Origin of the sequence: Pseudomonas sp. P179, from assembly GCF_000478485.2 — a bacterium.
Taxonomy (GTDB): domain Bacteria; phylum Pseudomonadota; class Gammaproteobacteria; order Pseudomonadales; family Pseudomonadaceae; genus Pseudomonas; species Pseudomonas aeruginosa.
Genome location: NZ_KI517355.1, coordinates 379455 through 393463, shown reverse-complemented (window position 1 = coordinate 393463; position 14009 = coordinate 379455). Strand labels below are relative to the sequence as shown.

Below are 14009 nucleotides of genomic sequence, written 5' to 3'. Positions count from 1 at the left end.
GGGGGGCGTCGGCGCTTCCTCAGGTCGGCCTGGGCGTCTCGGCCTGGCTGGGGGCTCCCTCCAGGCGCGGCCCCCAGTCCTCGACCTGGCCTTTTTCCAGGCGCCGCTCCAGGGTGCGCCGCCAGGATGGCGTCAGCGGCAGCGCCAGGCACTGGCGCAGCAGCTCGGCGTCGGCCCGCCTGTCGAACAGCACCTCGGACAGGCGCAACAACGACCAGTCCGGATGGCGCCGTTCGACCAGTTGCAGGATATCGCCAGCCGCCACCACGCCTTCCTCCAGCACCCGGTAGTACCAGCCGGTGCGCCCGGACTCCTGCACCCTCAGGGACATCCCGGCGACCTCGAAGCGGTCGTTGAGCTTCCAGCAGGGCATGCGCCCCTGGGACACTTCCAGCAGCGCGGTCCCGGCCCGCACGCGGTCGCCGAGGCAGACGTCGGCTTCGCTCCAGCCGCTGGTGCTGAAGTTCTCGCCGAAGGCGCCCGCCTGCATCAGCAGGGGGTGTTCGCCCAGTTCGGCGATCCAGGCGGCGTAGTGTTCGCGCGGATAATGGTGGATCGCCTTCTCGATGCCGCCATGGACGCGCAGGTCGCCTTGTTCGTCACCCTCCAGGCCGACAGGGGTGACCCTGAGCGCGCCGTCGCGCGGAGACTTGGCGATGCCGCTGCGCGAGCCGGGGCGGGTGAAGGGCCGGGCGCGGCCGGTGAGAAGGGCATCCAGGGGTAGGGCAGGCAGGGGCATGGGAGGGTTCTCTAAGATGCGAGATGGTATCGACTAAATACAATATAGAGTCCGCCAAGCCTTCGCCCGCTGTCAAGCCGCCAGACCCTCCGGATGCGTCGATAACCTCGGTGGGCGGGGAGTCCCCAGGACCTAGCTGAGCTGGCCGTGGGATTCTGAAGCTCGTCAAGAATCTTGGCGTAATGGTCACGCTGGCTTGCACGCTACGGTGCTTACGACATTACTTTGCGTACGGAACCTAGCGCAGAAGTAACACAAGATAAGTGTTAAATCGATATCTCCAAGCATGAAATGGATTTTCGAATCTATAAATTGTAGCGAATACCTCTAGTCGACTCATCTACGATAGTTACAATCTGGACGACAAGTCATTAGTACTCTCTATGGGGTGTTTAATGAAATAAAAGCGCAGATAAGACATGGTGCCGCTAAGGACCTGCCGAAGAGGGTGTCCGAAAATATCCGGCATTTGTCCGAAGATACTCTAGCAAAAAGATGCTTCATGCTGGTTTTATCAGCTTTCGGGCTAGTAGTACGCATGAGGCGGCGGATGGAAATAATGAAAAAGACTGAATCTATCCTGTTGCTGATCCTCCGGGATATGCGGTGATGTTGGGTCTTGTTTATTGCGGGCGCCTATTGATGAGTCTGCCGATTCATCCAAGGGCGATATCGATCATGCTGCAGTGTTTCGTGTTGCTAAATTGAAAGCATAGTCCAAGGGAGGCGGATACCTTCGCGACTCAGATAATAGTAGTGCATGGCATGCGTGCGGAGTAGTGTTAAGCGAGTTAAAATTAAATATCAGTAGATGGTGAAATGCCTTGATCTTCACCTTTAAGAGAAAAGTCCTTAAGGACTTAACCTTGCTCCACTACCGGATAGTCACTGGCTGTTAGCTGGGTCGAGACGAGCTAGCACAAACTGAGAGATCGACAAGAATGATAAATAAGAGAAATGCTATTTTCCTCTCAATGATTCTCATCTTTTTTAGCATCGCCTGCATTGGTAGTGCAGGTGTGAGAGTGTGGAATTTTTACACTTTGTTTGACTCGGGGAAAATTGCTGAAAATTTTCGAGCAATGCCGAGACTGTTTAACTCGGTCCCAATAAAGAAGAGCGGAGCGGCTCATTTTTTTGAAAAAAACCTCAGGGATATGCCTGGCTCATTTAGCTTTCAAGGTCACGAGATTGGCTTTAAAGACTGGTTGGCGAGCAGCAATACCACCGGCCTTATAGTTCTCAGTGACGATCGCATTGCCTTTGAGGAATACTACCTGGGCAATAGTGCGAAAAGCCTTGCTATTGGCTGGTCGCTAAGCAAATCACTAATGTCCCTCTTGATTGGAATGGCAGTTGATGAAGGATCAATACACAGTCTGCTAGATCCTGTGAACCTGTACGCCCCACAGCTTTCTGCTGGCGGATATGCGGGTGTTTCTTTGAGAGATGTGCTTGAGATGTCATCAGGAATAGCTTTCAGTGAGGACTACGGGAATTCGGACTCCGATATCAACCAGCTAGGTAGGACTATAGCGCTTGGCGGATCAGTAAATGAAAAAGTGAGTTCATTGAGAAGAGAAGATGCCCCGGGGAGAGTGCACCACTACGTTAGCGTAGATACCCAGGTGCTTGGTATGGTCTTATTGGGCGCGACTGGTATGGGCCCCTCACAGTTTATGAATCAAAGACTTTGGCCCCAACTGGGTGCCGAATGTGAAGGTGCTTGGTTAACAGACGATCGGGGCACAGAGCTAGCATTCGGTGGGGTGAACCTTTGCCTAAGAGACTTTGCACGCATTGGTCTATTATTTCTTCATGGCGGTCGCAGCCTGACTGGAAGTCAAATTGTAAGTGCTGAGTGGGTCAAGGCATCAACCAAACCTCGGAGTGCTCACTTGCGTCCTGGACGTTACATAGAGGATGGTGAGCCAAATCTTGGGTATGGTTACCAGTGGTGGATTCCAGAAGGCAAAGAAGGGGAGTTCTTGGCTATCGGAGTGTACGGGCAGTTTATTTATGTAAATCCACTTAGGCGTGTGGTGATTGCAAAGACCTCCGCGTATGTCGACTACAACGTTGACGGCATCCGTATGGAGCATGAGGCACTTGCAGCGTTCAGGGCTATATCAAGAACAGTAGGGGTGAGGTGAATATAGACATGGTGACCGAACACATATTTGATTTTGAATGGCGCCCTCTGCAGAACTATCTTCGTGATCGTGATATCGCAATACCACCCTTTGCGGCAGAACAAGAGTCAAGAAGTGACGCACTTTACAACTGGATAGTCAGCAAGGGGTATTCAGGAAAAGAAGGACTGAATCTTGGAACTTATTACCATATATCTGATTATGGCGTGATAGGATTGGCGTTGCTATGTGCCGAGAACGTAGGTGATATTTTGAAAGTCATCAGGGCCTATGTCAAGTTGTTCAATCGTGATATAGCTAATGTTGGCGTCAAGCCTAGGGAGAATTACGAAGTAGAAATCCATATTTCAGTTAACTTTAAGCCAGAGTGGAATGACGCATCCCGTCAGTTTCATGTAAATGTTATAGCCTCTGCAACCTACAAGCTCATTATGGATCTGTTAGGTAATGACTTTCCCATCTCTGCATTGACAGTGCCTGTGCACGGCGCAGATAAAACAATATATGAAGGTTTCTTTTCTTTGCCTGTGAAGCATGAAGGAAATGACATAATATTTAGCTTTCCAGCTCATCAGTTGAATAGAACACTGGCGACTGCCAATCCGGCGGTATTTCAGTCGGCCCTGACTATGGCAGGTGAGAGTTTCAATGCTCTGTTGGAAGTAGAGATGGGAGGGCTCCGTCAGCGAATCGAGTTATTCCTTGATTCCATACCAGATCAATACCCTAGCTTGGTGACTACCGCAAAGTATTTACGCATGAATGAGCGGACGGTAAGACGTCGCTTGGCGGACGAGGGCTGCACTTATCGCCAGATTGTAGATAAGGCCCGCAAAGAACGAGCAATTGCACTGCTACTGAATTCATCGATACCAGTTGATCGTATTAGCGATATTCTGGGGTACTCGGAAACAGCGAGTTTTAGACATGCATTCAGACGTTGGACCGGGCAGTCTACTACAGAATTCAGAAACAGTTTCCACTGATCTATCTAGTTTGAGATTGGGCAAGGAGCATCTTATGAATTTCAATAATCGTAATAATCAGATTCTGTCTATGATTGCCGAGACTCAGTTCGATGCTTACGTTTTGGGCTATATTGCGAAGGCGCGGACAATCTCGATTGCTGATGATTCCCTTCGCATTGAGGCCGAAGGATCAGCAATGCTTGCTGGACTAATTAGCGACTCATGCAGGAAGCGTCGAACTCAAAAGAATCCATTTCCATATTTGCTACTTCAGATCGCGCACGAAGCCTTGGATCGAATCAGGCTTAATCTCGCAAATATTCGTAATATATCTAGCGCTGATGCATTGTATAAAGAGCTGCTTAGTCAGGCTGCGTGGGACGCCTCAGTTGCTATGGATAATATATCGGAATTTGTCGAGCCAGATCAGGGTGGCGTCAGAGTAATCGAGCGACTTGTCGAGTTTGCACATAATTCGGGTATTGCAGAAGGTCAAAACCTGGCGCTGGAAGCTCTTGCAGTTCTTGGCTTAGACGTCAAGAGTCATTTTTAGATACTAAAATAAAAGACTGCCTCTTTTTCAAGGAGGAAGAACGTTGAGGATAGTTTGCCTATTGGTATTGCTGAGTCTGATCGGCGGCTGCTCCCATTCAGTCACTTTGCAGGAGCGAGCAGAGCAAGAGGCCATTTTTATCCAGGAATTCCGCCAGGAATTCGCCAAGAGGCTTCGTTACCCGCTGTTCGCACCGGGAGATGAGATCCCCGAGGCCGATGTTATGGTGTTTTTCCGCTTCGCAAGCTCGTCGGGGCGCATAAGCAGTTGCCGGGTACAGTACGGCGCGGGGAATGATAAGAGCCGCAGTACGCTCGATGAAGTCTTCGCCAAGCGCGTGATAGCCACCTGCCGCGAGCCCGATCTACCGGTTGCTCCGCCGGCGCTGCTGGATGGTGGCGGAGGTTTCAGCTTCAAGCAGAGAGTGATGTTTCGCAAGGAAGTGGAACGCCTCAGGTGAGCAGCGTTCAGCGTCTAGGGTCGTTGCCGCAACTTTTTCCAGCTCATGCTCAATGACGTCTAAACTTTAGTGATGTTGAACATGAAGTGCTGGTAAAACAGAATGACTCTTACAAGTCTGCTTGTGTTTTTTGGGCGGACTAGCCTGCTCGACGGAACTTATAGATCAGTCGATCTGACCAGCAAAAAAACCATCCTATATGGGATCACCCAGCGCCCCACCTAGCTGCTTTCATGCAGGGCATAAACATGAAGCTCAAAAGCATTAGCATTTTTGCCATACTCACCCTTTACTACAATATCACTCTTTGTGTCGCTGAAGAACCAAAGAGCTACTTCCCTCCTGGGGATTACTATAGGACTGGAAATAGTGGGCTGCTGACGATATCTCCGTTATTCGAAGGACTTCAAAAGTTTCGGATACGAAGCACTGGACACAATGCACATGCTTGCGGATTGAATGGAACTATAGAGTCAGGTCATGTGCAGGTCGACGTCCGTGGCATCGGCGATATGTCGTGCGATGTCGTTTTCAAACTGAATGATGACAGAATTACCATAGAGAAAGGAGCCGCAAGCAGGGACTGTCAGGGCTTCTGCGGGGCGGCAGCAGGTTTTACTGGTACGTATTGGAAGCCTTCCCCAATCTGCGAGCCCGCCTCTATATATGCGCACAAGTTCACGTCGAGAACGTAGCGGGTAATATTGACCGTCGGGACTGTAGCGCACTTGGAGCTGCCAACCGTGGCCGGAAGGCGCAGGAATAGCACGTAAGTCCCGCGCAGCTCCGGCAACCACTAGTATCTTCAGTGCCTCGGCGCTGACTCACGCATGGCGACTTCGCCTCGATGGTGGCGTGTTATCCAGGGCAGCGGCGATATCTTCCGGCATCAGTTCTCGCTGCGCCTTCTTCGACAGCATCTTGCCTTGCGTTGACTGCCGCGGATTTCCCGGTACCGATTGCGAGCGCCGATTGTCGCGCTGCGCTTGGACGAGCTGGGCGACTTGCAGCACATGACCCAAGCGCTTGTTCTCGACGATGGCACCCTGGTCTATCTCGCAGAGTTTGTCGTAGGTGGTAAAGGGGAGGGCGGTGCCGTCCACCCTGGGCTCGATGCGGCCATTCGGGTAGTGGTAGATCATCGACGTGATCACCCGCCAGGCGACGGGACTGCGGAGTGTCCGCTAGCAGATACAGCACCTTGTCGTACTGCACGGTCAACCGCTGCGAAACCCGCCGCGCTTCTCGCCAGGCGAAGATCAGCTCCAAATCTTCATCACTGTGCAGCGGGCGATGGCAGTCATGCTCAGAGCGCGGCGGCTTGGCAAAACGCGCGTTGTAGCTGGCCATAAAGTGGGCTGCAAAGGCATTGGCGTCGGCCATGTTGCTGATTCCGCGAAGCCGCAGCTCCTTGACCAGGCGATCCTGCAGAGTGAGGTTCGCACGCTCCACACGACCTTTGGCCTGGCTGCTGTTGGCGCAGCTCTCGATGTTCAACTCGTACATCGCTCGGCCGAACTGGGTATAGCCGTCGCCGCCCTGAGGCGCCTTGTGGTTACTGCGGAACACGCTGGCTTTGTCGCTGTAGAAGGCCAGCGGCTTTCCATCATCGATCTGGATCAGTTCGCCGCAACAGGCGCGCCGGTTGCGTGGCTGATAGACCTTGGGCGGCCGTTGCTTGCGCGGTACCCACATGCCGGCATCAACCATGATCCGTCGTACCGTTTCTTTGGCCAGCTTAAGGCCGTGGCACTCGACCAGTTTTTCCTGGGCCAGAGTTGGACCAAAGTCGCTATAGTTCCGTCGAATCAAGCTAATGGCGGGATTCTCCAGACCTGGCGACAACTGCCGGTTACTCGGCTGACCACGTCGACGAGATGTTAGGCCGGCTGGGCCGTCCTCGCGATAACGCAGAACCAGCCGGTGCACCTGACGTGTCGTCAGGCGCAGACGCTGCGCCGCAGCGGCAGGTTTCAACCGACCCTCGATGATTGCCTCGATGACCTTGAGGCGATCCAGCTCCCGCATGCTCATGGTGACCCATCCGCAAGTTGCCGCAGTCATGGCGTGCCTCCTGTGATGCAGGAGGGAAACCCTAGACGCCATTACTATTTGGCCGTAACACCATGGATTCGCATAATGTATATTATGTTAAATTATGTAAATCGTTTATTAGACCCTTGCTCTTTTGCGCTCCGTTCCCGCTTCCATGCTTGGTTTGAAGCCTTCAGTCGAGTCCCACACCTCGACGGCTTGCTGCCCAGGTTAAATCCCGGACAGATTTGGCAGCACCCGCACAAGACCTCTGCTACCTCCTTCGCACGGAGCCGATTGCAACAATGCGGTATCGCCCGACACGGACCCGACATGAGCAAATGCCCGTCCGCACGCTGAATATCGCGCAGCCATGAAGCTGCATCTGTACCGCGGCTCATTGGCCCCATTTTCACCCTGTGCCACGTACTCGCAGCCTGCCGGCTGCTCTGGCACTCCGTCTGGACAATGGATTGGCAATCAACAGTCGAATGGATAGATCGACGTTGAATGCATTGGGACGACGTCCGCTGTCTTGAGTCGAAACCGGAACATGACATGAAGATGAAATTGTAGGTATGTTCCATTGACGATGACGGCGCTGCTGCGGCAAGCGCCGTCCTGCATTGAATATTCAAAAAGTGCTCTGGCGGGACTCATCTTTCTATTCGAAGATGAAACCAGCAGGCAACCATAGCAGAAGGACGACGGATGTCACCTAGCCCCTCCCCCGACGAGCGTCGGCTTGTATTCGAAGCGCGCCGACTGACCATTGAAGCACTGGTGAAAATCTATCTTGAGCAGGTTTCTTCCTCAAGGAACCTGGTGACGGTCTACCTTCGCCTCATGTTCACGTTGTCACTCGGTGCCCTCGCCGGCGTGATAACTCTATATGGGACCATGCTTCGCTTTGGCACTTCGGCCAGTATCAGCATGATTACTCCCCTGGAGGTGGTTCTTGCTATCGCAGCGCTTGCGGCCTTGGTCACTTCGGCTCTGCTTTCCGCGCGTGCGCTCCAGAAAAGTGCATTCGATGTCGCTCCGCTCTTGCATAACCCATTTCCAAGCGCGGACTCGGTGATCGATTCAATATTCGATGCAGACGATATCGATGAGCGGCAAATACTCAGAAAGCTTTATTTCGCCCTGGACAAGACTGTCGAGCATCAGCCTCCTCTCAGGCTCAGCACTCGTCTGATCACCCTCTTCCTTATTGGCGGTCTTTTCCTGACCGGGGCATCCTTTTTACTGTGAAGAGCGCGTTCGGTCTTTATGGTTATTTATCATCATCGATCAGGGGAGTACTCCAGATCACCAGTTCAAGGGCCGCGGCGATCTGAATGCGATGATCGGCAAGCCGGACGGGCAACAGGTCCTGGGCACGCTCCAGCCGGCGCAGCAATGTGTTGCGATGCGTGCCCAGCGCTTCTGCGGTCTGGGTGACATTGCAGCCATTGGCCAGGAAGGCGTGCAGCGAGCGCTGAAGCACCGAAGGCTCCGTCGCCAGCCGCCCCAGGGTGCTCAAGACGAACTGCCTGGCCGCGCGGTCGTCCTGGGTCATCAGCGACACCATCCTCACCTGGTCGATAGTGGCAACGGCGGGTGCGCCCGCCAGGCGGCCCATCAGCCTTTGCGTCGTCAGGGCCTCCAGATGCGAGCGACGGAAGCCATTGACTCCCGTGCCCGGCGAGCCGATTGCCGCGCGAATCCCTGAAAACCGCAGTGCGATGCCTTGCAGCAGGTTCAGGTCCAGCGGTTTCGCCGCATGGCTCCAGACCCACAGGGTCGCGGGGCCGGCGAATACGATCAACGGCGCCGCCGTGCCCGTGAGTTGCGCCAGGGTACGCGCCACATCCTCCAGAAGGCGGATCTCGGCGTCCGGGCTTTCGCACCAGACCAGGCCGGCGTAGTGCTTCTGGAAAAGGCTGTAGCCCAGCCGCCTGCCGAATTGCTCCGTATCCACATCCCTGCCCTCGAGCAGCCGACTGACCAGGCTTCGTTTGTCGATCGGGTCGTCATGGGCCTGGGCGCTCTTTTCTTCCAGGATGATCTGGGTCACCACACGCATGTTGCTGTCGATGAACTCCGAGATGGACCGCGACGAGACCTCCAGGAATTCCTCAAGCACCCTGGGATCCTGCGTCAGGTTGAAGGCCATCTTCATCCATAGCTCCCAGGCGGTGTTCTGTGTCGACCTCGCGACATTCATCAGCAGCTCGGACAGCCCTCTGCGGGCGAGTTCCCTGGCCGTGTCCACCATGTCGGCCGAGACGTAGGGTTGCACCGGTTCTCCGGGGCGCTGCAGATTGGCGTTCGCCCAATGCAGCAACTCTGCGCGGTTGGCGCGCCGGCACGCCGCGAGGATGACCGGGTCCTCCAGCAGCTTGGCATCTTCCGGTGAAGAGAACAGCGCCTGATTGAGGCGCTCGACCCACTCCGGCGGCAGCGTCTGAGCGAGCTCGGCGCCTTTGCGCATGAGTTCACGAACGGCTTCCGATGGGCGTGGCCAGGAGGATGGCGTACTGGTCATGGGCGGTGCAAAACACTCAAAAATCACAGAGGAAATGGTGCAGTTCGTACCTTGGCGCAAGGTTGGGGGAAACCTAGCATGAACTCACTGCCTGAACAAAAAAATACAAGGAGGCGCCGTGACGCTCCATGTTCTTTTTTTGGGGTTTAGCGCAGTGGCAAGCGGGCTTGTTCGCCGGTGCCCGTTGCCCGGGCAGCGACCCGCCTGCGCCAACCGTTCCTTCAATCCGGAGTTCTTTCAATGTCAGCCTCTCGCGATACCTTCAGCCTGCCCGTCGTAACCCGCTCGACTCCAGCGCAAGAGATTGCACTGCTGAGCGACCAGGCAGGTGCGGTGATCATCCGCAACTTCATGACCCCCGAACAAGTCGCACGGATCAACAACGAACTGGACGCTCCCCTGGCCGCGCTCGAGGCCGGCTCCAAGCACCAGCACGAGCTGATCGCCGAGTTCCATGGCCGCCAGACCAAACGGCTCACCAACCTCGTCACCCACAGCAAGACCTTTCGCGAGGAGATCCTCGATGACGACCTCTTTCACGACCTGGGGAATGTGCTCTACGCCGCGGAGTGCGGTGACTGGTGGCTGACCACGGCCCAGTTGATCGAGATCGGCCCAGGCAACAAAGCGCAAATGCTGCACCGCGACATGGCGCAGTACCAACCGTTCGTGGCCATGAATAAACATGCGCCGCGCACCATCACCAACCTGATGCTGGCGCTGACCGATTTCACCGAGGAAAACGGTGCCACGCGCTTGATCCCCGGGAGCCAGGACTGGGATGACTTCGACGATGTAGGAACCCCAGAAATGACGATCCCTGCCCTGTTGAAAGCAGGAGATGCCGTGCTGTTCGGCGGGAAAGTCGTTCATGGCGGCGGGGCCAACGTGACCGCTGACTTCTACCGTCGCGGGCTGACCATCCCGATGCAGGCTTCGATCATCACGCCTGAAGAGGCCTACCCGTTGATCGTGCCGCTCGAACTGGTCAGAACGCTTGCTCCGCGCGTTCAGAAGATCCTCGGCTTCCGCTCCCAGTACCCCAATGGCAGCCCAGGCCTGTGGCAACATAACTACGCAGACCTGGCCGACTATCTCCAGCTCTAGAAGCCTTCCACGCTGGCCGGCCTGGCCCCGAAGGCGCCAGGCCCAACCGCGTCCCCGGACAAGCAAAGAGGCCGGTGAACACTTTCATTCCTGGCGGGGCATTACTCCGCGACGTGAAAACAGCAGCGGCGTGCCGTCGGCGTTGAACAGCGCCGCCGTCAGCGAAAGGCCGTCAGCCGACGGTGCTTCCTGGAAACTGTTTCCACCATCCCTGCTCCGTACCTTCAGTCCGTCAAGCCCGACCGCCAGTACCCGAGCGCCAGCCACTGCTATGGATGTGACCGAGCCCTTGCCTTGCGTTGGCACTCTGCGAAAAGCCTTGCCATCGGCAGAGCCCTGCAACAGGGTGCCACGCTGACCACCCAGCAGCAGACGCCCATCGGCCAGCACCGCGCCAGACCACAGGGTGCCCTCATAGCCGGTATCCAGGTAACGCCAGTTCTTCCCCTGGTCGTCGGAGCGCAGCACCTGCCCATGCTCGGCCGTGGCGTACAGGGTGCCGTGGTTGTCGGCAAACAGCCCCATCAGGTTGAGGTCGGCCCGCTTGGCTCCTGGAGGCGCTTGCAACGGCTGCTCCGTCCATGTCTTGCCGCCATCCTCGGTGGTCAGTACCAACGACCAGAGCCCTACCGCAACGCCCTGCCGGGCATCGAAAAAGTGCACGGCGAACAGCGGCCGGTCTTCTTCGCTCGACAGGCGCTGGACCTGCCAGGATTCCCCGCCGTCGGCGGTGGACAGGATCGCCCCCCAGTGACCCACCGCCCAGCCGTGCCTGGCATCCACGAAGGACACACCCGTCAATGGCGTGGATAGTGGGACCGAGCGTGCCTGGCGCCACTGCCTGCCCTGGTCGTCGGACAACAACACGACACCGTGGTCGCCCACGGCAACCACCCGCTCTCCGGCCCAGCCGGCGGCCAGCATGGTGGCCTGCGTGGCATTGCCCGCCTGCACGGCCGGCACGGCCTGCAACGGCGCGGCCTGGAGAGACATCAGCGGCAATCCTGCTGCGAGCAAGGCCGCGGTGAATGAAACCCTGAACTTCATGCTTCTCTCCTCAGTGCACCAGCGCGCCGATCATGCGCACGGGACGTTTGCGCGGGAACGCCCGCTCCAGCCATACGGCGAAGGCCGGCAGCACGGTCATGGCCATGACCATGTTGACGACGAACATGAAGGCCAGCAGCTTGCCCATGTCGGCCTGGAACTTGAGCTCCGAGAAGGCCCAGGTGGCCACGCCAACGGCCAGGGTGATGGCGGTGAAAATGGTGGCGACGCCCACCTCGAGCAGCGCGTACTCCACCGCCTTGGTGATCGTCTGGCCATGGGCCAGGTGCAGTTGCAGGCGGTTGTAGATGTAGAAGGCGTAATCGACGCCAATGCCCACTGCCAGCACCATCACCGGCAAGGTGGCGATGGTCAGGCCGATCTGCAGCTCCTTCATGAACCAGTAGCCAATGAAGGTGCCGATGGTCAGCGGCAGGCAACACACCAGGACTGCCCGCAAGTCGCGATAGACCACGAACACCAGCAAGGCGATGGCGGCATAGACGTAAAGCAGCATGGGGGTTTCGCTCTTCTCCACCTCTTCGTTGATCGCTGCCAGGACGCCGGCGTTGCCGGAGGCGAGGCGAATCGAAATGCCTGACATCGGATACTCGCTGCGGAAGGCCTTGGCGGCGTCCACCACTCGGTTGATGGTCGTGGCCTTGTGATCGGCCAGGTACAGGTGCACGGCCGACATGCTGCAATCGGTGCGCATCAGCCCGGGGGTTCGCGCAACCTCGGTGGCCAGCGCGGCGTAGTTCATCGGGTCGATGGGCACCGCCGCCATCTTCGGGTTGCCTTCGTTGTAGCCCTCGTTGAACTGACGCATGGTGGTGGAAAAGGACGCGACCGAGAGGACGCCGGGCACCCCCTGCATGGCCCACACGAAACGATCCTGGTACTGGCCCAGGGCAACATCCTCGCAGGCCACCTCGGAAGGAGCCTTGTCGACTTCGAACACCACGCTGAGCCAGTCCAGGCCAATGTCGTAGTTGCTGGCGATGGAGACCGCGTCGCGATTGAAGCGCGAGTCCTCGCGCAACTCCGGCGCACCCGCCTGCAGCGTGCCGACGACGCGGTCATGGCTTTGCCAGATCGCCGCCAGGAACACCGCCAAGGCCGCGCCGAGCACCCACTGCGCCTTGCGTGGCTCGGCGAGCCGGGCCAGGCCCCGCAGCCAACGGCTGCGACGCTGCCGGGAAACCTCCTGGGCGGCTGCGTACTTGTCGTCGACGCGCAGCAACGACGCCATCAACGGCAGCATCACCAGGTTGGTGACGATCTTGTAGGCCACGCCAAGCGAAGCCGTGATCGCCAGTTCCCGCACCATCGGGATCGGGATCAACAGCAGCGTCACGAAGGAAACCAGCGCGGTCACCAGCGCCAGCGTCCCGGGAACCAGCAACCCGGTGAAGCTCGAGCGTGCCGCCTCTTCGGCGCTCTTGCCGATGGCGATCTCGCGCACGATGAAGTTGATTTGCTGAACCCCATGGGAAACCCCGATGGCGAATACCAGGAAGGGCACCAGCACTGCCAGCGGATCGAGCCCGTAGCCCAACAGGCGCAAGCTGCCGAACTGCCAGACCAGCGAGGCCAGCGAACAGACCAACGCCAGCAAGGTGAAACGCAGCGAGTGGCAATACCAGTACACCGCCCCCGCCGTCAGCAGCAACGCCAGCAAACAGAACTCCAGCACGGCTGAAGCTCCGTCGGCGATGTCGCCGATCTGCTTGGCGAAACCGATGATCTGGATTTCGAAATCGCCGTCTTCGAAGCGCTGGCGGATCTCTTTCTCCAGCCGATGGTTGAAGGTTACGTAGTCCAGATGGGCGTCCTGGCTATCGTACTCGTTGAGTTCCACCGTGATCATCGCGCTGCTCTGGTCCCGGGAAACCAGCGTACCGATGAAGCCGCCCTGGGCAGTGGAATTGGCGATCTTCGCGATGATCCGGTCATCCAGGTGCTCGGGAGAAACCGTTCCGGGTACCAGCGGATCAGCACGAAAACCTTCCTCGGTGATTTCGTTGACGAAGGCGTTGGGCGTCCACAGGGAGCGCACGCTGCTGCGCGATACTCCCGGGAGGAAGGTCACCGCCTGGGTGACGTCATACAGCCGCTTCAGGCCCGGGGCGCTCCAGATATCGCCCTCTCGGGCCTTGACCACGATGGTCAGTCGGTTCGCCCCCAGCAGGTCATTGCGGTAGGCCTCGAATGTCTCGATGTATTCGTGGCCTACCGGCAATTGCTTTTCGAAGCCGGCATCCATGCGCAGCTGTACGGCGAACCAGCCCATGATCAGCGTGAATACCGCCAGGCTCGCCAGCACCAACCGGCGATGCCTGAACAACACACCTTCGACATATGACAACAGGCCACGTGTCGGGGCCTCAGGTAGCTTTACAGAACCGTTCACGGCAA

10 protein-coding genes and 1 pseudogene are annotated in these 14009 nt (G+C 57.1%); 6 read left to right on the top strand and 5 right to left on the bottom strand.

Annotation, left to right across the window (positions count from 1 at the left end; genetic code table 11):
* Positions 1-19 precede the first annotated feature (19 nt).
* The gene (locus HMPREF1224_RS42075) at positions 20-739 is read right to left on the bottom strand and encodes an MOSC domain-containing protein (RefSeq protein WP_003450804.1); all 720 of its coding nucleotides are present in this window, start codon (positions 737-739) and stop codon (positions 20-22) included.
* Positions 740-1680: 941 nt separating this feature from the next.
* Here HMPREF1224_RS42075 and HMPREF1224_RS42070 point away from each other — a divergent pair.
* From HMPREF1224_RS42070 to HMPREF1224_RS42060, 4 genes are read left to right on the top strand one after another with little or no spacing between them, the layout of a single operon-like run.
* Positions 1681-2892, top strand: a complete 1212-nt coding sequence (locus HMPREF1224_RS42070; RefSeq protein ID WP_003113715.1) for a serine hydrolase domain-containing protein — start codon at positions 1681-1683, stop codon at positions 2890-2892.
* Between the two features lie 8 nt (positions 2893-2900).
* Positions 2901-3878, top strand: coding sequence for an HTH-type transcriptional regulator VqsM (vqsM, locus tag HMPREF1224_RS42065; RefSeq protein ID WP_003113714.1), 978 nt, complete (start codon positions 2901-2903; stop codon positions 3876-3878).
* A 34-nt stretch (positions 3879-3912) separates the two neighbouring features.
* The gene (locus HMPREF1224_RS0112535) at positions 3913-4413 is read left to right on the top strand and encodes a hypothetical protein (RefSeq protein WP_003124674.1); all 501 of its coding nucleotides are present in this window, start codon (positions 3913-3915) and stop codon (positions 4411-4413) included.
* Positions 4414-4456: 43 nt separating this feature from the next.
* Positions 4457-4873 carry a hypothetical protein gene (locus HMPREF1224_RS42060; protein ID WP_003115932.1) on the top strand — a complete coding sequence of 139 codons (417 nt, stop codon included), beginning with the start codon at positions 4457-4459 and terminating at the stop codon, positions 4871-4873.
* Between the two features lie 824 nt (positions 4874-5697).
* On the opposite strand, the pseudogene HMPREF1224_RS42055 reads toward HMPREF1224_RS42060, so the two are convergent.
* Positions 5698-6937: pseudogene (locus HMPREF1224_RS42055) on the bottom strand (helix-turn-helix domain-containing protein).
* Between the two features lie 681 nt (positions 6938-7618).
* On the opposite strand from HMPREF1224_RS42055, the gene HMPREF1224_RS42050 reads away from it, so the two are divergent.
* Positions 7619-8161, top strand: coding sequence for a hypothetical protein (locus tag HMPREF1224_RS42050; RefSeq protein ID WP_003122765.1), 543 nt, complete (start codon positions 7619-7621; stop codon positions 8159-8161).
* Between the two features lie 22 nt (positions 8162-8183).
* Here HMPREF1224_RS42050 and HMPREF1224_RS42045 read toward each other — a convergent pair whose 3' ends face one another.
* Complete coding sequence (locus HMPREF1224_RS42045; RefSeq protein ID WP_003160255.1) at positions 8184-9383, bottom strand: PucR family transcriptional regulator; 1200 nt, start codon at positions 9381-9383, stop codon at positions 8184-8186.
* Positions 9384-9677: 294 nt separating this feature from the next.
* Between HMPREF1224_RS42045 and HMPREF1224_RS42040 the strand changes: the two genes are divergently transcribed.
* Complete coding sequence (locus tag HMPREF1224_RS42040; RefSeq protein WP_003089190.1) at positions 9678-10544, top strand: phytanoyl-CoA dioxygenase family protein; 867 nt, start codon at positions 9678-9680, stop codon at positions 10542-10544.
* Positions 10545-10628: 84 nt separating this feature from the next.
* Here the strand turns inward: HMPREF1224_RS42040 and HMPREF1224_RS42035 are convergent, their stop codons facing one another.
* Both HMPREF1224_RS42035 and HMPREF1224_RS42030 read right to left on the bottom strand, forming a co-directional pair.
* Positions 10629-11591 (bottom strand): WD40/YVTN/BNR-like repeat-containing protein, encoded by a 963-nt coding sequence (locus tag HMPREF1224_RS42035; protein WP_003144176.1) that lies wholly within the window; start codon positions 11589-11591, stop codon positions 10629-10631.
* Between the two features lie 10 nt (positions 11592-11601).
* On the bottom strand, positions 11602-14004 hold the full coding sequence (locus HMPREF1224_RS42030) for an efflux RND transporter permease subunit (protein ID WP_004349754.1): 2403 nt from the start codon (positions 14002-14004) through the stop codon (positions 11602-11604).
* Between the last annotated feature and the right edge of the window lie 5 nt (positions 14005-14009).